23 protein-coding genes and 1 pseudogene are annotated in these 21,966 nt (G+C 61.8%); 15 read left to right on the top strand and 9 right to left on the bottom strand.

The window, feature by feature from the left end; all coding sequences use genetic code 11:
* Window positions 1-353: 353 nt before the first annotated feature.
* The 3 genes from ACTWJ5_RS10350 to ACTWJ5_RS10340 all read right to left on the bottom strand — a co-directional run bounded on the left by ACTWJ5_RS10350 (window position 354) and on the right by ACTWJ5_RS10340 (window position 3,203).
* A complete protein-coding gene (locus ACTWJ5_RS10350) occupies window positions 354-1,307 on the bottom strand; it encodes a YagK/YfjJ domain-containing protein (protein ID WP_043317302.1) in 954 nt (317 codons plus the stop codon).
* Window positions 1,308-1,699: 392 nt separating this feature from the next.
* Window positions 1,700-1,906, bottom strand: coding sequence for a helix-turn-helix transcriptional regulator (locus ACTWJ5_RS10345; protein ID WP_024128445.1), 207 nt, complete (start codon window positions 1,904-1,906; stop codon window positions 1,700-1,702).
* 55 nt (window positions 1,907-1,961) lie between these two features.
* Window positions 1,962-3,203: a hypothetical protein gene (locus ACTWJ5_RS10340; protein ID WP_169720934.1), complete on the bottom strand. Its 1,242-nt coding sequence runs from the start codon at window positions 3,201-3,203 to the stop codon at window positions 1,962-1,964.
* Between the two features lie 102 nt (window positions 3,204-3,305).
* Between ACTWJ5_RS10340 and ACTWJ5_RS10335 the strand changes: the two genes are divergently transcribed.
* Entirely contained in the window at window positions 3,306-4,124 is an 819-nt protein-coding gene (locus ACTWJ5_RS10335) for a hypothetical protein (RefSeq protein WP_177331074.1), read from the top strand.
* Window positions 4,125-4,841: 717 nt separating this feature from the next.
* Here ACTWJ5_RS10335 and ACTWJ5_RS10330 read toward each other — a convergent pair.
* Window positions 4,842-6,173 (bottom strand): IS4 family transposase, encoded by a 1,332-nt coding sequence (locus tag ACTWJ5_RS10330; protein ID WP_109932575.1) that lies wholly within the window; start codon window positions 6,171-6,173, stop codon window positions 4,842-4,844.
* A gap of 656 nt (window positions 6,174-6,829) precedes the next feature.
* Here ACTWJ5_RS10330 and ACTWJ5_RS10325 point away from each other — a divergent pair.
* From ACTWJ5_RS10325 to ACTWJ5_RS10315, 3 genes and pseudogenes are all read left to right on the top strand, one after another.
* A complete protein-coding gene (locus tag ACTWJ5_RS10325; RefSeq protein ID WP_043317300.1) occupies window positions 6,830-7,192 on the top strand; it encodes a nucleotide pyrophosphohydrolase in 363 nt (120 codons plus the stop codon).
* 22 nt (window positions 7,193-7,214) lie between these two features.
* Window positions 7,215-7,781, top strand: a pseudogene (locus tag ACTWJ5_RS10320) (ATP-binding protein); the annotation flags it as partial.
* Window positions 7,782-8,047: 266 nt separating this feature from the next.
* Complete coding sequence (locus ACTWJ5_RS10315; RefSeq protein WP_135499835.1) at window positions 8,048-8,194, top strand: lmo0937 family membrane protein; 147 nt, start codon at window positions 8,048-8,050, stop codon at window positions 8,192-8,194.
* A gap of 12 nt (window positions 8,195-8,206) precedes the next feature.
* Here the strand turns inward: ACTWJ5_RS10315 and ACTWJ5_RS10310 are convergent, their stop codons facing one another.
* Window positions 8,207-8,947, bottom strand: coding sequence for a BON domain-containing protein (locus tag ACTWJ5_RS10310; RefSeq protein WP_052267816.1), 741 nt, complete (start codon window positions 8,945-8,947; stop codon window positions 8,207-8,209).
* A gap of 192 nt (window positions 8,948-9,139) precedes the next feature.
* Here ACTWJ5_RS10310 and ACTWJ5_RS10305 point away from each other — a divergent pair, with 192 nt between their 5' ends.
* The 4 genes from ACTWJ5_RS10305 (at window position 9,140) to ACTWJ5_RS10290 (ending at window position 11,615) form a co-directional block, all read left to right on the top strand.
* Window positions 9,140-9,643: a hypothetical protein gene (locus tag ACTWJ5_RS10305; protein ID WP_043317296.1), complete on the top strand. Its 504-nt coding sequence runs from the start codon at window positions 9,140-9,142 to the stop codon at window positions 9,641-9,643.
* Between the two features lie 135 nt (window positions 9,644-9,778).
* On the top strand, window positions 9,779-10,876 hold the full coding sequence (gene tal, locus ACTWJ5_RS10300) for a transaldolase (RefSeq protein WP_043317294.1): 1,098 nt from the start codon (window positions 9,779-9,781) through the stop codon (window positions 10,874-10,876).
* 147 nt (window positions 10,877-11,023) lie between these two features.
* Complete coding sequence (locus tag ACTWJ5_RS10295; protein ID WP_074980468.1) at window positions 11,024-11,200, top strand: CsbD family protein; 177 nt, start codon at window positions 11,024-11,026, stop codon at window positions 11,198-11,200.
* Between the two features lie 130 nt (window positions 11,201-11,330).
* Window positions 11,331-11,615 (top strand): hypothetical protein, encoded by a 285-nt coding sequence (locus tag ACTWJ5_RS10290; RefSeq protein WP_043317293.1) that lies wholly within the window; start codon window positions 11,331-11,333, stop codon window positions 11,613-11,615.
* A gap of 176 nt (window positions 11,616-11,791) precedes the next feature.
* On the opposite strand, the gene ACTWJ5_RS10285 is transcribed toward ACTWJ5_RS10290, so the two are convergent.
* Window positions 11,792-12,352, bottom strand: a complete 561-nt coding sequence (locus ACTWJ5_RS10285) for a lipid-binding SYLF domain-containing protein (protein ID WP_043317291.1) — start codon at window positions 12,350-12,352, stop codon at window positions 11,792-11,794.
* Window positions 12,353-12,574: 222 nt separating this feature from the next.
* Window positions 12,575-12,838 (bottom strand): hypothetical protein, encoded by a 264-nt coding sequence (locus tag ACTWJ5_RS10280; RefSeq protein ID WP_043317289.1) that lies wholly within the window; start codon window positions 12,836-12,838, stop codon window positions 12,575-12,577.
* 148 nt (window positions 12,839-12,986) lie between these two features.
* Between ACTWJ5_RS10280 and ACTWJ5_RS10275 the strand changes: the two genes are divergently transcribed.
* The 3 genes from ACTWJ5_RS10275 (at window position 12,987) to ACTWJ5_RS10265 (ending at window position 14,276) form a co-directional block, all read left to right on the top strand.
* A complete protein-coding gene (locus ACTWJ5_RS10275) occupies window positions 12,987-13,199 on the top strand; it encodes a hypothetical protein (protein WP_043317287.1) in 213 nt (70 codons plus the stop codon).
* 439 nt (window positions 13,200-13,638) lie between these two features.
* Window positions 13,639-13,941: a hypothetical protein gene (locus ACTWJ5_RS10270; protein WP_052267815.1), complete on the top strand. Its 303-nt coding sequence runs from the start codon at window positions 13,639-13,641 to the stop codon at window positions 13,939-13,941.
* A complete protein-coding gene (locus ACTWJ5_RS10265; protein WP_043317285.1) occupies window positions 13,938-14,276 on the top strand; it encodes a hypothetical protein in 339 nt (112 codons plus the stop codon). The genes ACTWJ5_RS10270 and ACTWJ5_RS10265 overlap by 4 nt, the downstream gene beginning before the upstream one ends.
* Before the next feature lie 279 nt (window positions 14,277-14,555).
* On the opposite strand, the gene ACTWJ5_RS10260 is transcribed toward ACTWJ5_RS10265, so the two are convergent.
* Window positions 14,556-14,843, bottom strand: coding sequence for a hypothetical protein (locus ACTWJ5_RS10260; protein ID WP_135499834.1), 288 nt, complete (start codon window positions 14,841-14,843; stop codon window positions 14,556-14,558).
* Between the two features lie 264 nt (window positions 14,844-15,107).
* On the opposite strand from ACTWJ5_RS10260, the gene zwf reads away from it, so the two are divergent.
* From zwf to tkt, 4 genes are all read left to right on the top strand, one after another.
* Window positions 15,108-16,499 carry a glucose-6-phosphate dehydrogenase gene (zwf, locus tag ACTWJ5_RS10255; RefSeq protein ID WP_043317284.1) on the top strand — a complete coding sequence of 464 codons (1,392 nt, stop codon included), beginning with the start codon at window positions 15,108-15,110 and terminating at the stop codon, window positions 16,497-16,499.
* Window positions 16,493-17,203: an HAD family hydrolase gene (locus ACTWJ5_RS10250; RefSeq protein WP_043317282.1), complete on the top strand. Its 711-nt coding sequence runs from the start codon at window positions 16,493-16,495 to the stop codon at window positions 17,201-17,203. Before zwf ends, ACTWJ5_RS10250 begins: the two co-directional genes overlap by 7 nt.
* Window positions 17,204-17,309: 106 nt before the next feature.
* Complete coding sequence (gene pgm, locus ACTWJ5_RS10245; protein ID WP_043317280.1) at window positions 17,310-18,962, top strand: phosphoglucomutase (alpha-D-glucose-1,6-bisphosphate-dependent); 1,653 nt, start codon at window positions 17,310-17,312, stop codon at window positions 18,960-18,962.
* 21 nt (window positions 18,963-18,983) lie between these two features.
* Complete coding sequence (gene tkt / locus ACTWJ5_RS10240) at window positions 18,984-21,056, top strand: transketolase (RefSeq protein ID WP_043317278.1); 2,073 nt, start codon at window positions 18,984-18,986, stop codon at window positions 21,054-21,056.
* Here the strand turns inward: tkt and gnd are convergent.
* The gene (gnd, locus tag ACTWJ5_RS10235) at window positions 21,043-21,948 is read right to left on the bottom strand and encodes a phosphogluconate dehydrogenase (NAD(+)-dependent, decarboxylating) (protein ID WP_043317276.1); all 906 of its coding nucleotides are present in this window, start codon (window positions 21,946-21,948) and stop codon (window positions 21,043-21,045) included. The genes tkt and gnd overlap by 14 nt on opposite strands.
* Window positions 21,949-21,966: the final 18 nt, after the last annotated feature.

The raw sequence follows: 21,966 nt of genomic DNA, 5'->3' as shown, positions 1-21,966 counted from the left end.
AAGCCAAAGGCAGTGGTATTTCCCAGGTGATCGCGGTCCTGGAGCTGCTGGGCATGACCACGGTGATCGAGGTGTTTCTACCCCGACGCCTGGGCAACGCACCTGTCCTGGGGCGGCCTGTTCCCGTTGCTGATCGGCCGCGGCGCCTGGTCGCCAGAACGCCAGCTATAGACTCGTTAAGCAACTGGTCCAATACGAAAAAGAAAACCGGCCGAGGCCGGGTCCTTAAAGGGAAAATCCATCATTGTGGATGCTCAGCAGGAGATGGGGTTCAGACTGGTCAGCCGCAATGATGGCAGCCCGATAATGTCAAACTGACACAGCCAGCACAACCTGATCCAACCTCGCCTTGCTCACCCAATCAACCGGCGCGATCGCCCCAAGCGAAGACACCTGGCCCCTACAGGCCTCACCCGCAACGACTGGCCATCCTCGATCAGGTAGTGGCAGGCATTGATGACGTTCTGCTTACCTGTATCGTCGCGATGCTTGAACATCCCTACCCCGCACCGCTCCTCGTAGCGCGCCTTCTCATGGTTGCAGCTGTGGAAATACCCCCAGCCATCCGTGATCCTCTCCCACAGCTTGCCAATAGCTTTAGCCTTGACGATGTCCATGAGCACCTTCCGGCCATCGAAGAAGAAGGCAGCATGGATGTGGTAGCCCATGTCCTCGCCTTGCTCCACAGCGCAGATGTAGCCTGTCTCGTGTTGGAAGACCGGATCGTATTCCCGAGCCCGGATCAGCCTGTCCAGGTCCTCGAAGACGTCCTCCACCTTCAGGCGAGCACGCGCTGCTTCCCGGTAGTACAGATTCACTCTCACGACTACGGTACGTGAACGGCTAGCCATCACCCGCTCTACGTATTCAGTGACGGCTTGCCGATTGCGTTTCTCCCGGCATACACGGTCATGCTTCCCACGCTTGAACCACCTAGTCTGTACGTGCTCCCGGATCCTCTCCACGAGCCAGTTGTAGGTCTCAGCCTCTGACAGGAGCCTTCCCTCGCTCTCGTCCATGCACGTCATCCCGAACATCCCGAACTCGATGCCGATGTCGTAGCACGCTTCCTTGAACGCGATCAGGTGTTCACTCAGGAAGTACGTCTCGTCATGCACCAAGTGATACATCTGCCGAATGTGATCGAAGTACCGAGAGAGCCTGGTTCTCTTGATGACTTCATCTCCCTGTGCGTCGTAGCTGATCCGGAATGCAGGGCCATCGTGACGGATCACTGCGTTCACGAGTCGTTCGATTTGAATAGCGATGTCGGATTGGGAGAGGTGTTTCGCTGCTTGATTGGTCATGGTGTGTACCTGGTTGGTTTAGGGCATACCAAGTACGGAGTGGGTATTTTTAAACTGGAGAGGTGGGTAGCTAGGTTCCTGTGGTAGCTAGCCATGAGTGGAGAGAGCTGAGTGGATTAGAGGTAGGTTGTTGGGGGATAGTTAGCAGTGGAATAGGTGAATGGATTGGATAGGTTGATAGAGATAGTTAGTAGCTATATCAATAAACCACACTGCCCTGCTCGCCAAATAACAAGCGCCATCGAGCATCCAGACGAAGAACTCCAGGCCTAACCGGGATAATTCACAGAGCAGGTAACTGGGAGTTATCTGAGAAATAGCATTAGCCTAAGCAGACGGCAGAGCTACCCGATGGCCAGGAAGCCCCTGGCCATCGGGTAGCTCTATCGCCATTAATGCTTACCTACAGCCTGGAGTTTCTCATCACGCTCAGCAATCCGTTCAAGGATCCACTCATGTACTTCGCTCTCCAACCAACGAACGCAACGCTCCCCCACAGATAAGGGAAGTGGGAACGTGCCGAGAGCGATGTACTTATAGATGGTCGAGCGAGCAAGGCTGGTGAGGTCCATGACCTCTTTCAAACTGATGATCCTCATGGACATGGACGGTGCTCCTAGTATTGGTCCAGAGGATGGGCAACGTTCATAAAATTTAACCGGTAGTACTCTCCATCTCAAAAGAGACCAAGCCATGCTTGGAAAGCTGCTCTCGAGAAAGGTCAGACTCTTTCGTCCAGATCTCGGCGTGCCCCTTGGTGCTGCTTAAAGAAACTATACATTCAGGGCCATCTCCCCAGGGCTCTTGAGCAAAGACCAAGGTCATCGAATCATCCGTGTCTCTATTTTTGGCAGGGAACGCAAGCACCCTCCGCCCTACCAAGCTCGCAAAAGCTCTATCCCCCGCTATTCGATTCTTAACCCGCGAAGCCAAATGGAAAGCCCACCAGCACATGTCAGCAACCATGACCTCAAGCGAGGAATCATCTTTACCCGACGCGTGGAGGCTTTCAGTCATGATTTTCTCTAGGCCATCAATTTGGGGGAGACGGACAGAGTCGCCCAAGACGCTCCAGTGATTCGAAAGAAGCAGGCTTACGCCTTGATAGATCCTCCAGACAAGCATTTCATAAGTGCGGCCTAGGCCCTGAAACGCCCCTTGCACCCGCGCAAATCGCTCCGCAAAACCATGGCGGCTCTCCTCAGAGCGCATTGCCTCACCATAAAAAGCTACAACTGGGCTGCTGCAGTCCGCCGAAGCAAGCCCTGGATGGTTCAGGTTCAGGATATAGCTGCTGGTCACTTTCGTATCGGCATAGAGCGAGTCCGAGAGCCCCGCTATCTTTCGGCGAATGAAGCCAAGCTGTAGGAGTTCCTTCAGCCACCTGTCGACCTTCTCCTCCCCCTCCCCCAATAACTGTCGGAGTTGAGCGAGCCCGAGGCCATCTACCAGTCCCAGTTCATTGGCATGGGCGAATAGCGTGGCGAGTAATAGGCGGAGTTGCGGTCTCAGAAGCTCATTCGATGATGCCGGCGTCCGGTTGGCCTCATAATCACGATAGATCACACCACTGAAAAGGTGACGCAGAACGGGCCCATGATGGGATGTCGAAGTGCTGAGGTCGCCGAGTTTGCAGGCCAGCCCCTGGCTCACCTTCAGCCCGAGTGTGGGTCTTCCTGCCGTAGCAGCCTTGCGGCAGTCAAAGCATTGATGTTCAATCAATGCCTCGCGGGCCCTGGATGCCACTCCAGGGGTCACCTCCAAGGATCGAGCCAATTCCTTCACGGACATTTCCTTCCATTGGGTAGCATCAAAACGATAGATGAACGCGATGAGGAAATACTTCGCCTCAGCCCCAACGCCAGCTATCGGTGCAGTCAGCAGCACCTCCCCCATGCCATACCCCCCTTTTTCGAGCTTTTACCCCCTATACCGCACTTGAACCCCAAAAATCCATAGCGTAACGTTACCGTAACGCAACAAAATTGGATGGAAGGCATGGCTAGAGAGTATGAATCATTCTCATTATGGATATCAAAAAAACTCCTAACGGAATCCGATATCGCCTGGGCACAAAACTACCTGCATGGAAAAGGGGAAATATCTCTCCATGGGCCTGTAGATTTAGATCGACTTCTTAAAGCAGGAGTAAAACTAGAGAAAACCGACTCAGGAAGAAATACCCTTAGCCAGTTAAAGGCTGCCTATAGGACAAGAAAAAGCAGGAGTACGGAGGAAAGATCAAGCACAGGAGACATCAACCCCGCAGAGCAGAACCTCTCCTCTCAAAACAGGAACTACAAGACACTAATAAACCTAGCTGACGAAGTATTAAAATACGAAGAAGCGCTTAAAGCAAAACTAAAACATTCAGAGAACCAGATAAAAGAATTAAAAGAGAGAATATCAAAATCTAAAAAAATCACACAAAAATCCCTCAATAAATCAAAAAAAGCAGCAAAAACACTGAATAGCTTTCGGGAAAGCCCCCTAAAAAACTCAGAAATAGAAAAAATCATACAGGACAATGAAGAGATCAAAGAACTACTTATAGACACACTAAACATTCTAGACCCACTCCCTCCTCAAAAGCGCACCATAAGAGACTCAGATATGAACAGATACAAAACATGGCCAACAGCCAAAGCTACAGAAACTACAGAAACTACAGAAACTACAGAAACTACAGAAACTACAGAAACTACAGAAACTACAGAAACTACAGAAACTACAGAAACTCAAAATAGCCCTCAAAAGAAAACACTAACAAAAATATTTAAAATTATAGAGAATCAAACAAAGCCATTCACGGATTAATTCAAACCAGACAAAAACACCGCAACAGCCCCCAAGAGCATATCCGCAAACTAAATAAATATGATTAAATAACTTTCCTACAAAACTTACGCCAACGGACCAATAACCATTGTCAAGCATATCCCCCATTTATCACAGACTAACAGTCCGCAACTGATCGAAAGTCAACCCAACTGTACAGAGTCTAGCATTCACGCAGTTCACCAGATGGCAATACAGATAACTTTTCATATCAGATCAACTCTCTCTTTTTCATGCGAACCAACTAGAACGCCTTAGCAATCCTCCTTCATAGATTGCCATATCCGGCTATATATAGCGCGCAAACTCACAATTACAGATAGCAAATTTCACTCAGCGACTGATCTTCAAAAACTTTGGCAGGGCGCTGTACGTGCTGGGACGCAGAGCTGGCGCCAGAGATAGGCCACCCGTTGACTGGAAGATCTACCTCCTAATTCACGAAGTACTGTGAAACGAGGTAGATAATTTCGGCAACAGGAGCGTTCGTCGTGGCCACCGAAGCCTTGGACGCAGCCAATCCCCGATCAGGCGATACGCACTACCCGTGACATGACCATCAGCGTGACACGCTTGCTCCATACGGAGCTGATATCATCATTCTCCGTACTACGACAAGCTGAAGGTTCGTCAGAGTCAAAGCTGTCTTGGGTCTGCATCCTGCTTGTGCAAGCCCGCCTATATGCGTAATGCTGTTCACTTAAGCGGAGCAGCATTGCGGTTCACCGGATAGCGGGTCTTCGAAATCTTCACCGCCCTTGGTCTTGCCGGCCTTGGGCGGCGATCCAGGAATAGCCCGCCGATCCCGGCCCGCAACTCCGCCAGGCGCCTTCCAGTGGCGGAAATCGGATTGGCTGCTGCCATCACGATCAGTTGAACGGCGATGTAATGAGCCACCGGCTTGAAGCGTATCTCGGATGCGGAACGGCCGAACGCTACCGCCGCCTGGCTCGCCTCACGGCGAATGACGTTGTAGCTCAGCAGCAACCCCCAGACTTCCTGATAGATCAGCTCAACCTTCTTGCTGCGCAGGGTGACCGCGTTCTGTTGCAGGGAACTCTTGATATCTCGGAAGCCCAGTTCGATCTCCCAGCGCTCCTGGTACAGATCGGCAACGGCCTTGGCGCTGTAGCGCTCGGCTGGCAGAGAGGTCAGCACGGTTTTCAGCTTGCCCTGACGTTCGTAGCTGACTTCACGTACCTCCCAGTAGGCCGGCAGCGCCGGGTTACGCTTTCGAGCCTGTGCCGACACCTTCATGCGCAGCAGGCGATCACGCTTGCCGTAACGGACCAGTTCTTCACCGACCAGGCCCTTGCGAGCCGGGATCAACCAGTGGCGGTTCGCCCCCGTCGTGGCGACGCCCAACAGCAAATCGGCACTCCAGAAGCCCTTGTCGAACAGGGTTACCGAGTGATCGGGGATTTGCTGAAGAAACTCGTCGGCCAAACGCATTTCACTGCGCCGGTAGGGGCTCAACTGGGCATCCAGGATCACGTGCGAGCGTACGTTCATCAACGCAACCAGGCGCATCATGGGAAACGGCGTCTGGCGGTCGGTGGCGGTGTTGCCGGAACCGAAATGCTTGCGCAGTTCAGTGCTGTCCGGGGTGCGCAGGAGTGCGCCATCCACCGCCAGGACCCGCAGATCCTGCCAGTTGTCTCCGTCATAGCGTTCGCATCCCCACTGCTTGCCGGTTTTGCGGAACAACCACTCGACCGGATCGGCGCCGAGCCGCTTACGGGCTTGGCTGATACCACTTCTCGCCAGCAGGTGGTCGGAAGCCAGGCCCTGAGCGCAGATATTCAGGCGCCTGGCCACTTCATGGACGGGCTCATCGCGGAACAACGCCATGCCCAGTACCAGCCAGAGCACCTGATCGGTAGGCAGACGCCGCCGCCGAATGCTGGCCTGTGAGGAAAGATGCAGTGCCGACTCCACCCACTCGATTGGAATGTTCTGGGTGAAGGTGCTCAGGTCGGAGAAGTTGAACAGGTCGCCCAGATCGAGCAGGTGCTGTTGGAAAGACATAAAAAATCCGATGCCAGAAGTCTGGCACCGGATTCTTGGGGAACACCTGCCGTGGCTCAAATGCTTAAGTGAACAGCATTACGCCTATATGCGAACTTGTTGTAAGCCCCCACTGCGACTCTGTGCAGAGCATCTCAAAGTAATCCACATTCGTCGCGACCACTTCGTCTTCAGTCCAGTCTTCGCCTATGTGGATGCTGCTGCAGCCAAGCGCAGTGAGGGCAGGGACTACCGTTGCTTCGCCACCTGAGAACCGCTCTGAGGATAAAGGCCCCTCGCCTGGGTACTGCTTGCCGGACGCAACGCCGGCAATCGCCTTGAAGTCGCAGCCCGCACCTGTCCGAGGATCCCGCCTCCGGTAGTTACGTGACTTATCGAATCCATAACGAGTGGGGAGACCGTCCTGCCCAAGGCTACGAACTCGTCAATGGCTTTTTTTGTACTACAGCGCGGCCTGTTAGTTGCGTAAGCAATGTCATTGGTGACCACATCCGTTGTAGGAAAATAGATCCTGCAACAGGCCTAAGACTGGTTTCAAGACGCGGAGCATTGCCGCGTCCACGATGGAAACCCTTACAATCTGTCTTTCAGAACATTCGATCAGTCATTTCAGGCAGACAAGCTGATCGCCAACCCCATCTGGAGGCTTTGCATTCTTGGAACCTCTCGTCGATGTGTCCTCTCTTGCCAAGGCGCTTGAAGAGTTCGCAAGCGCTCGGAACTGGCATCAGTTCCACTCCCCGAAGAACCTCGTCATGGCCCTGACTGGCGAGGCCGGCGAGCTGACGGAGATATTTCAGTGGATGAGCGAAGAGGATTCGCGATCAGCCGCCAGCCACCCACAGCATGGTCAAGCCATCAGAGAAGAGCTGGCAGACGTCTTGATGTACCTGGTCAGGCTGGCGGACGTGCTGGGTGTGGACCTCAACGTGGCTGTCGAGCAAAAGCTGAAACTCAACGGGGAGAAATACCCCATCAACAAGGCCCATGGCACTAGCAAGAAATACGACCAGCTTTGAAAACAGGTTCAGGGAAGAGAGCGTGATCGTCTACGAAGCCACCAAGCAGCAATTCCTCCACGACAGCGACAACGACGACATCGAAGATGTGATTCTCGCCCACTACACGGCGAAAACGGGCAAGGGAGTCGGCCGCTCCGAAGTTGCTTCCTGGAAAGGCTCGCTGGGGTACATGGCCAAGGTCCTACGTGATGAGGCAGTGCCGAATGACACCGGCCTCGCGATCGAGCTGCACCTCCCGCAGTCGTCCAAGCGAATCGATTTCACGCTGACCGGCCATGGTGAAGCAGGCGAGAAGAATGCCGTCCTCGTTGAACTCAAGCAGTGGAGTTCCTCGAAGCTGTCGGAGAAGGATGCAATCGTCGTCACCGCGCTCGGCAAGGGGTTGAACGAGACAGTTCATCCGTCCTACCAAGCCTGGTCACACGCCTCGCTGCTCGAGGGCTTCAACGAAGCCGTCTATGAACGGAGCATCGCGCTTCGCCCATGCGCCTACCTGCACAACTATGTCCGTGACGGCGTCATTGATGCGCCTCACTACCAGCCCTACATCGACAAGGCTCCCCTCTTCCTCAAAGGGAAAGAGGAATCCATCCTGCATTAGGGGATCTGCCCCTCCCCAAACGCCTTTCCGGCTTGGAGGCGGCGCAGAGCCCCTGGACATGAGCGAGCGGCTCGCAAAGTAGGCGGCGGTCTGTACGTTAGGGAACGTTAGCGCTGCCTCTCAGTCACCCTTTTCTCGCCGGGCCATTCTGGTCGGCGGGCTCTCGGTGCGGTGCCGTACAGACCACCCTCCTGGCCGGCTGCAACCTGCACAAAGACAGGCCATTGCCATGCAGTGGAAGGAGGCACCAAATGTTCGAAGCTCTCGTACTAACGCTACTGGCCCTATGGGCAGTGGGATTGATCACCTCGTACTACATGGGGGGGCTGATTCACATTCTGCTGCTCGTGGCGATCGGGCTGGTAGTGTATCGATTCAGGCGAAGACCGCTACCGTAATCAAGCCCAGGCTCATCCTGCGCTCGCACCGTTGCGGGCCGTCGGCAGGCAGACGATGGCAACCCAAGGCCATTGCGTCGAAGCACGGCCATGCATCCCTCCGCAGATTTCCGAATTGAGCGCCTGCGCGCGAACTGCCCTGGCGCCGGGTACGCCCCGGGCGAGCATCACGGCCCGCGCACGCTCGGCATCGTTATGCAAGGTCCCGCGAAGAGTGACCACGCCATCGCAGGTACTCACAGCAATGGCCGAGCCGCTGACATCCCCCACCGGCACCAAGGCCAGCATCACTTTGGTGGTTATCCAGATATCGTCGGCAGCCAGCCCGAACTCCGTGGCGAAGGCCCTGCAACGTCCGTCATTCACCGGCGCCTGCCACGGGTTCTTCGACTCGGCTTCCACCTTCGCTCGAATGATCGGCACCTGCGGTAACGATTGTGCCCCGGTGATCCGGTTGTCCACCGAGATGATCCCCGCAACGCCCATGGCGATACTCGCAGCCAACCGCCTGGAACCCTCGTCGTCGACGCGCCCGCTCAAGATGGCACGGCGTGCCTGCACGAAGGCTTCCAGGTTGCTGGTACGCAACTCGGGGCGTTGCGCATACTCCGTGAGAATCGATATCTCCAGGCGTATGTCGGCAGCGTCCTGCGCCCCCTGTCCGGCGGCGATGGGCGCCACGCCCGCGGCCAGCAAGAGCCCTGCGAAAAACCCACGCACGATCATACCCGGCCTGAAAAGCCTGCATCCCATGGCGCTTGCTCCTGGACTGATATTCAAATCTTGCCACCGGCGAGTTCCAGCATCGGTGCGCTGGCGTACCCTGGAGCTCGCCTCGGTGCTCCTGCGATAGCTCTCTGTACGCTTGCGCACAGATGCAGGGGGTGCACATGCGTAGGCTGGAGCCAGGTCGCAAAGAGGCGGCCTTTTTCCAGGAGAATCGCCATGGCCGGCTATCGCCATCAGGTATCGGGTGTGTTCGCTCACCGTGCACAGGCCGAAAGCGCACGTGTCCTGCTGAGCGAGCGAGGAATACACGACCGGCAGATGCGGATACTCGGCGCCAAGGACCTGCCTCCTGCCAACGGATCCAGCCAGGTGAAGCGTACGCTCAGTCAAATGCTGGCAAGTGGTGCGGTCGGGACCCTGCTTGGCTTGGCGGTGAGTACGCTGACCGCCATCGCCCTGACCCGCACCAACGCCGGGCTGTTCAGCGGCCCCCCGCTGGTTCTTGTGGGCTGGGGAAGCGCCCTGGGCGCCCTGCTCGGAGGCATGGTTGGAACTTCGGCGAACGCCGGCCAGGTTGACAGGACCTTCCGCTATGCCATCGCCCATGGCGACGTAGTCCTGCTGGCGGAGACCCTTTCGGAACGCGAGACGCTGCTCGCCCGCGACATCATCGAAGCCTCCCTGGGTGTCGGCACGCACATGGACATCAGCCTGGTCTGAACCTGCGCAAGACCAGGCCGGGGCCTGGCCAACGGGCGCCCCCTTGCGACGGAGCCCCCTTCATCACCGACCAGTCGGTACTCCCCAGGATTCCCCGGGTAGCGTATCGCGGCTGGCAGCCAACGAGGATTTCCCGTGAGACCACCCCGTCAATTGCACGACCTCGGCCAGAGCCTGTGGCTGGACAACATCACCCGCGAGCTGCTAGACAGCGGCACCCTGCGCCGCTACATCGACGAGCTCTCGATCAGCGGCCTGACCTCCAACCCGAGCATCTTCGACGCCGCCATCGGCAACGGCAGTGCCTATGACGCCGGCATCCGCGAAAAAGCCCAGGATGGACTCTCAGGCGAGGCGCTGTTCATCGAACTGGCCCTGGAAGACCTGCGTCGTGCGGCAGACCTGCTGCGTCCGCAATTCGAGGCGAGCCACCGGCTCGACGGCTGGGTGTCGATGGAAATCTCGCCGAACCTGGCCGACGACAGCGCCGCCAGCCTCAAGGCGGCGCGGCACATCCAGAGCCGCGCCGCGCGGCCCAACCTACTGGTGAAGATCCCCGGCACCCGCCACGGCATCCCGGCGATCGAGAACGCGATCTTCGCCGGCGTGCCGGTCAACGTCACCCTGCTGTTCTCCCGAGAACACTACCTGGCTGCCGCCGACGCCTACCTGCGCGGCATCGAGCGACGCATAGCCGCCGGCCTCGATCCGCGGGTCGGTTCGGTTGCTTCACTGTTCGTCAGCCGCTGGGACGTGGCGGTGAACGACCAGGTGCCGGCCGAACTGCATGATCGGCTGGGCCTGGCCATCGCCGGGAGGACCTACAGTGCCTATCGCCAACTGCTTGCTTCGCCGCGCTGGCGCCGCCTCGCCGCGGCCGGTGCGCAACCTCAGCGGCTACTCTGGGCCAGCACCGGCAGCAAGTCCCCCACGATCGCCGACACTTTCTACGTCGAGGCCCTGGCCGCGGCAGACACGATCGACACCCTCCCGGAGAAGACCCTGCGGGCGTTTTCCGAACACGGCTCGCTGACGCAGACCATGGCCGAGGACGGCGCTGAAGCCGAAGCGCTGCTCGCGCGCTTCGCACAGGCCGGGGTGGATATCGGCGCGCTGGCGGAACGGCTGCAGAAGGAAGGCCTGGAGGCGTTCGTCACGTCCTGGCGGCAGTTGCTGCATCGCATCGACGAGAAGAGCGCGGGCTTCGCCCCGCGCCGACGCTGGGTGAAATGATCGCCATCGGGCCGCCAGGGTGCGCTAACGCACTGACGGCCGCCCCCCATCGCTGACAAAGTACTAACTCCGGCCGCCACGAGCACGGTATGTACCGGCTCCGCCATCCAGCGGCCCTCCCCTTGCGCTACCGTTAGAGCGTGCCCCGTGAACGAAGATCAAGTGAAAGGCAAAGTCAAACAGGTTTCCGGCCAGGTCAAGGAAACCACCGGGAAGGTGGTCGGCAACAAGTCGCTGGAGAACAAGGGCAAGGTGCAAAAGGCGATCGGAAAGGTCCAGGAAAGCGTTGGCGACATCAAGGAGGATATCAAGAAGGGAATCTAGCCTTGGCCGTATGGTAAAGGCTCCGCCTCTCGCCCGATGATCGTTGTGAGGCGGAAATCGTCAAACACTCTGTCGCGGTCACCTGGTGATACACAGCAATGCCACCTCCGAGCGACCAGGAAGATCCCCCATGATCACTCACTTCAAAGTCGACGGACACCTGGCCTGCGGCCACCATGGCAGCAACCTCCTTTCCACCGGCGAACCTAGCCGCGTGAAGTGCCGCAACTGCAGAGGTACCGAGGCGTTCCAGAACGCCCGCAAGGACATGAGAAATGCGGCACGCAAAGCCGCCCGCAAGTTGCTGAAAGTCCATGCGAAGCAAGGCTGGCGTGCATTCTGGCTGGAAAAACTCACCGAGATGCCCGGGTTGCAGCGCCTCCCAAGAGGCTTCAGCGGCCAACCGTACATCTAGCCATCTCCCGGGCAGTCAGGCCCGGCTGCGCTGTACCGGCATCCCCCAACGTCAGCCCCGTTCCCGATTCCCCGTCTCCGAAGCCAGGGGCGTTGTTGGCGGGGCTATTACTATCGGCCGTCGCCGGCATCAGTCTGCCTCTGCCGGGTAATGGCCATGACCGAGCGTCCGACCGCTCAGCGCTTGATCCTGGAGATCTTGGTCCCCTCGATGCTGATGCCGGCCATCAGCCCCTGCTGGTCGAAGACGAAGGCATAGGCGTCATCCTTCAGCGTCGAGGTCGAGAGATTCTTCGCCACACCCTCGTCCACCACCACAACGGTCGGCCCGACGCCGATCTCCCAGCCCTGAGTGTTGCCGACGTACTGGACGGCCTTCTCGGTCATCAGGAACACCACGTAGCCATACGACTGGGCGCCCGCCTGCAGGCCCCAGGAGCCGGTCACGGAATTGTAGTAGCCGTCGACCTTCGAGCCCTTCAGCAACTCGCCTTCACCATAGCTGCCGCCGAACACCAGGCCTGCCTTGATGACCTTGGGGAACACCAGCACGGCCTTGGCGTGGTGGGAAATGGTCTCGGCGAACGGGGTGGCCTTGTAGAGGATCTGCAGGGCCTGGCGGGAGTCCCTGTCCAGGTCCTCGGCAGTGGCCCCCCGCACGTCGGTCATGAAACCCGCCGAGACGAGCGAGAGGAAGGCAAGCATGAACAATGGAACGAAGGTTCGTGAACGGATCATCGTCGTACTCCTCAGGTGGATAGGGGCTCATGCGTGACCTGCACGTACAGGCCAACGCCCTGGCGCCCGGGGTGATCGTGCCGATTCACGTCACGGCGCGTCGATCATGATGTGGGGAGAACGACAATCCTTCCGTACGCTAGCGCACCCACGGCACTGGGGCTCCGCGGCGTTGTACGCCCTCCGTGCCCATGGAAACGCCACGGCGGTCGGCATTCGGAATCACCGTTCAACAGGCGGCTCGTCGTCATCGTCGGGCAGAAGAATGTTCTTCAGCTGCGGCCACTTGGCACCGTAGCTCGCCGGCTGCTCCACCGGCACGGGCGCCGGCTCTTCCGCGGGCGGCGCCTCAGCCGGTTTGCCGCCGGCTGCCTTGCAGTTGCCACGGGAGGAATAGCGTTCAGCCGCCGATTCATATCGCTGCGCCAAGGGAATGCGTTCTTCCGCCGACGGCTCCTCGAGGGTGGGTTCGATACGCTTGCACATGATGCTCTCCAGGTACGGTTTCGGGGCTTCAACAACAGAACGATGAACGAAAAGCGCCGCCGCGTCGGTGCGTAGGCGTACAGACCCGGTCTGGTACCGGCTGCAGGATGAAGCATGCTCATCGCGCAGCTGCGCTGAAGGCCGAAAAATGGACAGTCTCCCCCTGAACACCCGGCAGTTTCCGCCCGACGCAACCCCCTGTGCGCCGCAACGCCTCTATCTGCAGAAACTGAGCGGTGTCCGCTACCTGGCCATCCTCGAGATCGACGATACCTATGCGCTCACGCCCGCCTACGGACGGACCAGGCACGTAACGGGCGAAGACCTGAGCAACGCCGATGTCTGGGAAACGCTGCATTGAACGGCAGGCCGTAGGCCTGATCGCAGCCACTTGCCGGCAACCGCTGGGCAAATGTTCGATAGCGTACCGACTGGCCCTACCGATGCTGCAAGTCTTGATTCCCCGCAGCCCTTCGATGACGAGGGGCACAAGACAACAGTGAGGTCGCCATGAACAGGTTCACGTCCACAGAGCACGGTGCGATCGAGAAAGCACCGGAGCAACAGCGCCGCTCCGAGCCCGACTCTCCCCTGGCCCACAGGATCGAACGCCATTCGGACGGCAAGCCTCGGGAGAGCAGTCCTGTGCCAGCCACCACGACGGAACCCTCGAATCGGGGGAGAAAACCGTTGCGGGCCAGCGATCAGAAGGGCTGACAGCCACGCAAGCGCATCCCCTTGGGGAGCCAGGGCCAGGAGGTCATGGCCCACTTCCGGCGGGAGGTAAGGAATCAAAGGCAATGCTGACATTCCAAGATGCGAAACAACGGCTCACGTCCGCCTTCGCGCCCTTCATCTGTACCCCTTCCAAGAGCTGGGACGGTTCGTTGAGCCTGCTTTTCAGGAACCCGGGTACGGGGGCCGTCGAGACCTTCGTCACCGCCATCGGACCTGAGCAATGGCAGAGCGAAGTCGCCATCGCACGACTCATCGGCGAGTTGCGCCTAGAAGCGGACACCTGGAATTGCGGCCATTTGTTTGTTGACGATCTGGAGCACGACGCGAACGAACGGCCCCCTGAACATTCACTGGAGGCAGCATGAGCACCTTTACCATCGAAGGCTGGTGCAAGACCGGCAACGAACAGAAGGCCGTCGCGCTGGAAGGCATCCACTTCTGCCTGAATGGCAACGACCACCTGCTGCTGGAGCAGGCGCAGGAACGCCTGCAAAGAACCCATGAGCCGGACGTCATGGTCGACGTCAACCTGGCCACGCTGGAACTGCGCCTGCCGCCAGGCTATGGCCCCTTGTCCGACTGCGGGATGCGCGTCTACCTGGACTCGACCCAGCGCGGCCAGTTCCACCTGGTCGGGCACCAGGCCAGCGACGGCAGCCTCATCTATAGCAACGCGGTGCTGATCGATCAGTTGATCTAGCGACAGCCCACCATGCATGACCAGCGCGCTCGAGCCGGTAACAGCAACGGTACCGGCTCGATCCAGCAGACGCTATGGCGGTGCCCCGGAAGACTTTTGCAGCGAGCTAGTTTTCCGACCATTTGCGCGCGTTTTCGGTACGCGCGGCCTTGTTGTCCGCCCTTGGTGGTTCCTGGGGCGGTTTCCTGGGACTACTTCCGCTCACTCTGCGCCAGGCCCGCCGGCAGAGCACCAGGGCATGCTTCCATTGCCGCTTGAGAGCTGCCGCAACGGAGCGTTTCATGATGCCGGTGGCTCCTGGCTCATCAGGTCATCATCGCCACGGGCGGCGTGCCGCTTCACCGCAGGGGCACTCTTCGATGCCTTCGACGGACGAGTCGACTCGGCATCCGCGGCCTGATGAAGGGCTTCGTCGGCACGGGTCTTCGGGTTGGAGTAGCTTTCCGCGCGGGACAGCCGTGGTGCTTCGTTGCGAGGACCTTGTGGGTGGGATTGCCCCTTCGGGCGACTGGACTCGTTGTTCGGGCCTTGCTTGCCTGGCTTGTCCATGATGACCTCTTGGCTCATCCCGCTCTCGCAGCATTGCGAGGTGTCGGGGTACAGACAATGGCGACCCGCGAGCAGCGTGTCGGTGCGTTAGCACGCATACCCCGGGGCCCGCTCCACAACCGAGTGGCCGGCCCAGACCACTGGGTGCGCTACCGAACAGACAGTTCGGAGTCCGAACTTGCAGGGTAGATACGCGACAGATCGCCCGGTGACCCCATCTCCAGAACTAAAAGACAGGGATGAAAAAGTTGCGCTTTCCAGCCTCGAAGAAGGAGTGCTCTGATGCCGACCGACCATTCGGATGCTTTTGTCTTCTTCGGCGTGCGGGGCGACCTGGCGCACAAGAAAATCTTCCCGGCCCTACAGGCTCTCACCCGTGCCGGCGAACTGGACATGCCGGTCATCTGCATCGCCCGCGCGGGCTGGACTTCGGGGCAGTTGCAGGAATGGGTGCGCACCAGTCTCGAAGAACACGGTGGAATCGATCGCGACGCCTTCGTCCGACTATGCAGCCACCTGCGCTACATCGATGGCGACTACGACGATGCGCAAACCTATGTCCGGCTCAGGCAAGCCTTGGGCGACGCGGTCCGGCCGCTGTACTACCTGGGCATCCCGCCGAGCCTGTTCGACAGCGTGGCCCAGGCCCTGGCTGAATCCGGCTGCGCCGGCAACGCCCGGGTGGTCCTGGAGAAACCCTTCGGCCACGACCTGCGCTCCGCCCAGGCGCTGAACCGCTCGCTGCGCGAAGTCTTCCCCGAGCCGGCGATCTTCCGCATCGACCATTACCTGGGCAAGGAGGCGCTGCTGAACCTGCTGTACTTCCGCTTCGCCAATGCCTTCCTCGAACCGGTGTGGAACCGCAGCTACATCGACAACGTACAGATCACCCTGGCTGAGCGCTTCGGCGTGCCAGGCCGCGGCCATTTCTACGAAGAAGTCGGAGCGATTCGCGACGTGGTGCAGAGCCACCTGCTGCAGGTCATCGCCCTGCTGGCCATGGATGCGCCGCAGGGCACCGACATCCGCTCGATGCGCACCGAGAAGCTGCGGCTGCTGCAGGCCATGCGCCCGATCGACACGGCGCAGGCGGTACGCGGCCAGTTCCACGGCTACCGGGACGAGCCGGGCGTCGCGGCGCACTCCCAGGTGGAGACCTTCGCCGCCCTACGCCTGTACATCGATACTTGGCGCTGGGCCGGCGTCCCCTTCTACATCCGTGCAGGCAAGTGCCTGCCACTGACTGTCTGCGAAGTCCTGGTGACGCTCAAGCGCCCACCGTTGGCAGTGTTCGACGCGCGCCCGGAGGCCCGCCCGAACTATTTCCGCTTCCGCCTCGGCCCGCAGGTCACTCTCGCTACCGGCGCCTACGTCAAACGCCCTGGCGAGGCGATGCGAGGGCAGACCGTGGAACTAGTGGCGCACCATGCCCCAGGCAATGAGGAGCTACCCTATCAACGCCTGCTCGGCGACGCCCTGCGCGGCGATGCCACCCTGTTCAGCGGAGACGAGTGCGTCGAGGCGGCCTGGCGCGTGGTCGAGCCTATGCTGTGCCAGCCAGGCGTGCTGCACACCTACGCCACCGGCAGTTGGGGACCTGCGGCCGCGGCCAGCGTGCTGGACAGTGGCGACGACTGGTACGACCCGCAAGCGGAGGCCCTTTCGCCATGCTGAAACCGGTCCCGCTGGTCTTCCTCGTCGACGTCGACAACACCCTGCTCGACAACGACCGCTTCATCGACGACCTCTCGGCGCACCTCGTCCAGGCCTTCGGCAGTGAGCAGAGCAGGCGCTACTGGAGGGCCTTCGACGAGTTGCGCAGCCAACTCGGCTATGCCGATTACCTGGGCGCCGTGCAGCACCTGCGCAACGGTTGCGACAACGAGGAGGAGTTGCTGCGGATGTCCAGCTTCCTGCTCGACTATCCGTTCCGCGCGCGGCTGTATCCCGGCGCCATGGCCCTGCTCGCGCACCTGCGCAAGCTGGGCCAGACGGCGTTGCTGTCCGATGGCGACATGGTCTTCCAGCCACGGAAGATCCAATGCTCCGGGCTGTGGGAGGCAGTCGGTGGCCAAGTCCTGATCTACGTTCATAAGGAACGCATGCTCGCGGCCATGCAGCGCCGCTTCCCAGCCCGCCACTATGTGATGATCGACGACAAGCCACTGCTGCTGGCTGCGATGAAACGCGCCATGGGTTCACGCCTGACCATTCTGTTCGTCCGCCAGGGCCACTATGCTGCCGAAGCCATCAACCGCCGCATCTCGCCAGCGGCGGACATCAGCGTCGAGCGCATCGGCGACCTCTGCGCACTGAACATGTCGGACCTGAGCATCGCCGCAGCGACCGACCTGGCGGCCAACGAGGACATGCCATGATACCGGCCCAGCAACTGCACGACCTCGACCGGCGGGACGCCGAACCGGACAAGGTCTCGGCCGGCAGCCTGCCCTGGCACGCTGGCCAGTCACAGGAGCTCCTCCCATGAGCAACGGCATCAGCCCCCTGGCCGGACAGCCGGCCCCCGCCGCGTCGCTGGTCGACGTCGCCGCCCTGCTCGCCGCCTACGCCGACCTGCGCCCCGACCCGGCGGAACCGGCGCAGCGGGTCGCCTTCGGCACCTCCGGGCACCGCGGCATCCCGTTCGAGCGCAGCTTCAACGAGTGGCACGTGCTGGCGATCAGCCAGGCCATCTGCGACTACCGCAGGCTGCAGGGTATCGACGGCCCGCTGTACCTCGGCGCGGACACCCACGCGCTCTCGCAGCCGGCATTCGAGAGCGCGCTGGAAGTGCTCGCTGCCAATGGCGTGGAAAGCATGATCGCCAAGGGCGGCGAGTTCACCCCGACGCCCGCCGTGTCCCATGCCATCCTGGCCTACAACCGCGGGCGCGGCGGCGCTCTGGCCGACGGCATCCTCATCACTCCGTCGCACAACCCGCCGGACAATGGCGGCTTCAAGTACAACCCGCCCGACGGCGGCCCGGCCGCCGGCGAGGTCACCGGCTGGATCGAGGCCCGCGCCAACGCCCTGCTCGCCGGTGGCCTGCAGGGCGTGCGGCGGATGCCCTTCGGCAGCGCCCGCCTCGCCGCCAACACCCATGGCCACGACTTCCTTCACGCCTACGTCAACGATCTGGCCCAGGTCATCGACTTCGCCGCGATCCGCGCCGCCGGCCCGCACCTGGGCGTGGACCCGCTCGGCGGCGCCGGCGTGCATTACTGGCGGGCCATCGCCGAGCGCTACCGCCTGGACCTCGACGTGGTCAGCGAAACCGTCGACCCGACCTTCGGCTTCATGCCGCTTGACTGGGACGGCAGGATCCGCATGGACCCCTCCTCGCCCTACGCCATGCAGCGCCTGCTGGCCCTCAAGGACCGCTACGACCTGGCCTTCGCCTGCGACACCGACCACGACCGCCACGGCATCGTCACCCGCGGCAGCGGGTTGCTGCCGGCGAACCATTACCTGGTGGTGATGATCGACTACCTGTTCCGCCACCGCCCGCAGTGGGGCCCCGCGGCGGCCGTCGGCAAGACACTGGTCAGCAGCGCGCTGATCGACCGTCTGGCGGCCCACCTCGGGCGGCGCCTGTACGAGGTGCCGGTGGGCTTCAAATGGTTCGTCGACGGCCTGCTCGACGGCGCCCTCGGCTTCGCCGGCGAGGAAAGCGCAGGGGCCTCCTTCCTGCGCCAGGATGGCAGGGTCTGGACCACCGACAAGGACGGTATGATCGCGGCCCTGCTGGCTGCGGAACTCACCGCGTGCAGCGGCCGCGACCCCGGCCAGCGCTACCGCGAGATCGCCGACGCGCTGGGCGCCCCCCTGGCCGACCGTGTCGAGGCGCCGGCCAGCGCCGAGCAGAAGGCACGGCTGGCGAAGCTCTCGGCGGCCCGGCTGAACGCCGGCGAACTGGCCGGCGAGAAGATCACCCAGGTGCTCGACCGCGCGCCGGGCAACCAGGCGCCGATCGGCGGCATCAAGGTCTGCGCCGCCAGCGGCTGGTTCGCCGCGCGGCCATCCGGCACCGAAGCGATCTACAAGATCTACGCCGAGAGCTTCAAGGATCCTGCTCACCTGCAGGCCATCCTGCAACAGGCGCAGGCCATGGTCGACAACGCGCTCACGAGCCCTTGAACCCCGGCTGCGGAGGCCATCATGTCCAGCGTCCTCGATCGGCAATGCATCGATACCCTGCGTTTCCTCGCGGTGGACATGGTGCAACGGGCCAACAGCGGCCATCCCGGCCTCCCCCTGGGCGCCGCTCCCATGGCCTACGTGCTGTGGACCCGCTGGCTGAAAACCAACCCAAGCAACCCTAACTGGCCCGACCGCGACCGTTTCGTCCTCTCCGCCGGGCACGGCTCGGCGCTGCTCTACGCCTTGCTGCACCTTAGCGGCTATGACCTGCCTCTGGAGCAGTTGCAGCGCTTCCGCCAATGGCGCAGCCAGACCCCTGGCCACCCCGAGCGCGGGCATACCGCCGGCGTCGAAATCAGCACCGGGCCTCTCGGCCAGGGCTTGGCCAACGCGGTGGGCATGGCCGTGGCCGAGGAGCAACTAGCCACGAGCTATAACCGCCCCGGGCACAGCGTGATCGACCATCGCACCTTCGCCCTGGTCAGCGACGGCGACCTGATGGAGGGCGTGGCCAGCGAAGCCGCTTCTCTGGCCGGTCATCTCGCCCTGGGTAAGCTCACCTGCCTCTACGACGACAACAGCGTGACTCTGTCCGCCGGCACCGCCATCGCCTTCAGCGAGGATCGCGCGCAGCGTTTCGCCGCATACGGCTGGCACACCCAGGCGGTCGAGGACGGCAACGACCTCGACGAGCTAGAGGCGGCCCTGCGCGCCGCCCAGGCGCAGGATTCCCGCCCCTCGCTGATCCTGGTGCGCACGCACATCGGCTATGGCTCGCCCGAGCAGGACAGTTTCAAGGCCCACGGCACACCGCTGGGCGTCGAGGGTGTGCGCCTGACCAAAGCCAGGCTGGGCTGGCCTGCACAACCGGCGTTTCTCATACCGGACACGGTCCTCGCGCACTTCCACCAGGCCCTGCAACGCGGTGCCGGCGACGAGGCGGTCTGGCACCAACGCATGGCAGCCTACGCGCAGGCGTTTCCGGTGCTGGCCAAGGAGCTGGCGCAACGCCTCGATGCGCAACTGCCGGCCGACTGGGACGCCGACATCCCGGTGTTTCCCGCCGATGCCAGGGGCTTGCCCAGCCGCGATGCCTCCGGCCAGGTCATGAACGCCATCGCTGCGCGGCTACCGGCACTGGTCGGCGGTTCCGCCGACCTCGATCCCTCGACCCGGACCGCCCTCAAGGGGCTGGGCGACTTCAACACGGCACCGGCGGCGGGTGAAGACCTGCAGGGCTCCGATAGCGCCGGCTGGAGCCGCACAGGGCGCAACCTGCACTTTGGCGTGCGCGAACATGCCATGGGCGCCATGCTCAACGGCCTGGCTGCCCACGGCGGCTTCATCGCCTACGGGGCCACCTTCCTGGTGTTCTCCGACTACCTGCGTCCGGCGCTGCGTCTGGCGGCACTGATGGGCCTTCACCTGGTCCACGTGTTCAGCCACGACAGCCTGGCCCTTGGCGAGGACGGCCCGACCCACCAACCGGTGGAGCACTTGGCCAGCCTGCGGGCGATCCCCGGCCTGCTGCTGATCCGCCCCGCCGACGCCAACGAAACCGCGGTGGCCTGGCGGGTCGCCGTGGAGACCCGCGACCGCCCGGTGCTGCTGGTGCTCAGCAGGCAGGCGCTGCCGACCCTCGACCGCATGCGCTACGCCGCCGCCGAGGGGCTGCGGCGAGGCGCCTACGTGCTCAGCGATCCGGTGGCCGCCCCGCCCGAGCTGATCCTCCTGGCCAGTGGCTCGGAGGTAACGCTGATCCTCGCCGCCGCCGGGCGCCTGGAGGGCAAAGGCATCGCCGTGCGCTGCGTGTCGATGCCCTGCTGGGAACTGTTTGAAGCGCTATCGCAGGCCGAACGCGAGGCTGTGCTGCCGCCTCAGGTAACGGCACGGCTGGCAGTCGAGTTGGGCGTGCGCCAGGGCTGGGAGCGATACATCGGCGCCTACGGCGAGATGCTCAGCGTCGAGCGTTTCGGTGCCTCGGCACCGGCCAGGGTGTTGCTACGCGAATACGGCTTCAGCGTGGACAACGTCTGCGCTCGCGCCGAGGCCGTGCTCACCCGCTGCCGGGCAGGATCTACTCCTTTCTGACCTCGTGGCCGCCGAACTGGTTGCGCAGCGCCGCCAGCAGGCGGTCGGCGAAGGACTCGGCATCGCGCGAACGCAGGCGGGCGATCAAAGCCTGGGTGATGACCGGCGCAGGCACGCCCAGGGCGATGGCCTCGTCCACCGTCCAGCGGCCCTCGCCGGAGTCGGCGACGTAGGGCGTGATGTCGTGCAGGCTCGGGTGTTCTGCCAGGGCCTTTGCGGTCAGCTCCAGCAGCCAGGAACGCACCACGCTGCCATGGCTCCAGATGTCCGCCAGTTGCTGCAGGTCGAGGTCGAAATCGTGCTTTTGGCGCAGGATCGAAAAGCCTTCGGCGTAGGCCTGCATCAAGCCGTATTCGATGCCGTTGTGCACCATCTTGGCGAAGTGCCCTGCCCCAGCAGGGCCAACGCGTCCCCAGCCGCGACCGGGCGCCGGCGCCAGGCATTCGAACAGCGGGGACAGGCGCTCCACCACCGCCTCGTCGCCGCCGATCATCAGGCTGTAGCCCTCGGCCAGGCCCCAGACGCCGCCGCTGGTGCCGCAATCCACGTAACCGATACCCTGCCCGGCGAAGCTCGCGGCCCGACGCTGGCTGTCCTGGTAGCGGGAGTTGCCGCCGTCGACCAGGGTATCGCCGGCCTGCAGCAGTGGCCGCAGGCCATCCAGGATGGCGTCGGTGACCTCGCCAGCGGGGACCATCAGCCAGAGCGCCCGCGGCGGCGGCAGCTTCGCCACCAGAGCGACCAGGGAGTCCACGGTTTCCGCGCCCTGCCCCTGGAGGGCCACGCGGGCCTCGATCCTGGGGTCGAAGCCGACCACCGGGTGGCCGCCGTGCAGCAGACGCTGGGCCATGTTGGCGCCCATGCGCCCCAGTCCGATCATGCCGAGTTTCATGGGAAGTCCTCCTTGAGG

The sequence above is a fragment of the Pseudomonas sp. A6 genome (assembly GCF_052367875.1).
Lineage (GTDB): Bacteria > Pseudomonadota > Gammaproteobacteria > Pseudomonadales > Pseudomonadaceae > Pseudomonas > Pseudomonas citronellolis.
Note: the sequence above shows the minus strand (reverse complement) of the source record. Positions and strands in the feature narration are given on the sequence as shown.

What these genes read in the sequence shown, in the direction of transcription:
- ACTWJ5_RS10265 (WP_043317285.1), top strand. Translation starts at nt 13,938, where the DNA reads ATGAGCACCTTTACCATCGAAGGCTGGTGCAAGACCGGCAACGAACAG.
- ACTWJ5_RS10270 (WP_052267815.1), top strand. Translation starts at nt 13,639, where the DNA reads ATGCTGACATTCCAAGATGCGAAACAACGGCTCACGTCCGCCTTCGCG.
- tkt (WP_043317278.1), top strand. Translation starts at nt 18,984, where the DNA reads ATGTCCAGCGTCCTCGATCGGCAATGCATCGATACCCTGCGTTTCCTC.
- ACTWJ5_RS10315 (WP_135499835.1), top strand. Translation starts at nt 8,048, where the DNA reads ATGTTCGAAGCTCTCGTACTAACGCTACTGGCCCTATGGGCAGTGGGA.
- ACTWJ5_RS10250 (WP_043317282.1), top strand. Translation starts at nt 16,493, where the DNA reads ATGCTGAAACCGGTCCCGCTGGTCTTCCTCGTCGACGTCGACAACACC.
- ACTWJ5_RS10260 (WP_135499834.1), bottom strand. Translation starts at nt 14,843, where the DNA reads ATGAGCCAAGAGGTCATCATGGACAAGCCAGGCAAGCAAGGCCCGAAC.
- ACTWJ5_RS10310 (WP_052267816.1), bottom strand. Translation starts at nt 8,947, where the DNA reads ATGGGATGCAGGCTTTTCAGGCCGGGTATGATCGTGCGTGGGTTTTTC.
- pgm (WP_043317280.1), top strand. Translation starts at nt 17,310, where the DNA reads ATGAGCAACGGCATCAGCCCCCTGGCCGGACAGCCGGCCCCCGCCGCG.
- zwf (WP_043317284.1), top strand. Translation starts at nt 15,108, where the DNA reads ATGCCGACCGACCATTCGGATGCTTTTGTCTTCTTCGGCGTGCGGGGC.
- ACTWJ5_RS10345 (WP_024128445.1), bottom strand. Translation starts at nt 1,906, where the DNA reads ATGAGGATCATCAGTTTGAAAGAGGTCATGGACCTCACCAGCCTTGCT.
- ACTWJ5_RS10285 (WP_043317291.1), bottom strand. Translation starts at nt 12,352, where the DNA reads ATGATCCGTTCACGAACCTTCGTTCCATTGTTCATGCTTGCCTTCCTC.
- ACTWJ5_RS10275 (WP_043317287.1), top strand. Translation starts at nt 12,987, where the DNA reads ATGGACAGTCTCCCCCTGAACACCCGGCAGTTTCCGCCCGACGCAACC.
- ACTWJ5_RS10340 (WP_169720934.1), bottom strand. Translation starts at nt 3,203, where the DNA reads ATGGGGGAGGTGCTGCTGACTGCACCGATAGCTGGCGTTGGGGCTGAG.
- ACTWJ5_RS10350 (WP_043317302.1), bottom strand. Translation starts at nt 1,307, where the DNA reads ATGACCAATCAAGCAGCGAAACACCTCTCCCAATCCGACATCGCTATT.
- ACTWJ5_RS10335 (WP_177331074.1), top strand. Translation starts at nt 3,306, where the DNA reads ATGGCTAGAGAGTATGAATCATTCTCATTATGGATATCAAAAAAACTC.
- ACTWJ5_RS10330 (WP_109932575.1), bottom strand. Translation starts at nt 6,173, where the DNA reads ATGTCTTTCCAACAGCACCTGCTCGATCTGGGCGACCTGTTCAACTTC.
- ACTWJ5_RS10305 (WP_043317296.1), top strand. Translation starts at nt 9,140, where the DNA reads ATGGCCGGCTATCGCCATCAGGTATCGGGTGTGTTCGCTCACCGTGCA.
- ACTWJ5_RS10280 (WP_043317289.1), bottom strand. Translation starts at nt 12,838, where the DNA reads ATGTGCAAGCGTATCGAACCCACCCTCGAGGAGCCGTCGGCGGAAGAA.
- ACTWJ5_RS10290 (WP_043317293.1), top strand. Translation starts at nt 11,331, where the DNA reads ATGATCACTCACTTCAAAGTCGACGGACACCTGGCCTGCGGCCACCAT.
- gnd (WP_043317276.1), bottom strand. Translation starts at nt 21,948, where the DNA reads ATGAAACTCGGCATGATCGGACTGGGGCGCATGGGCGCCAACATGGCC.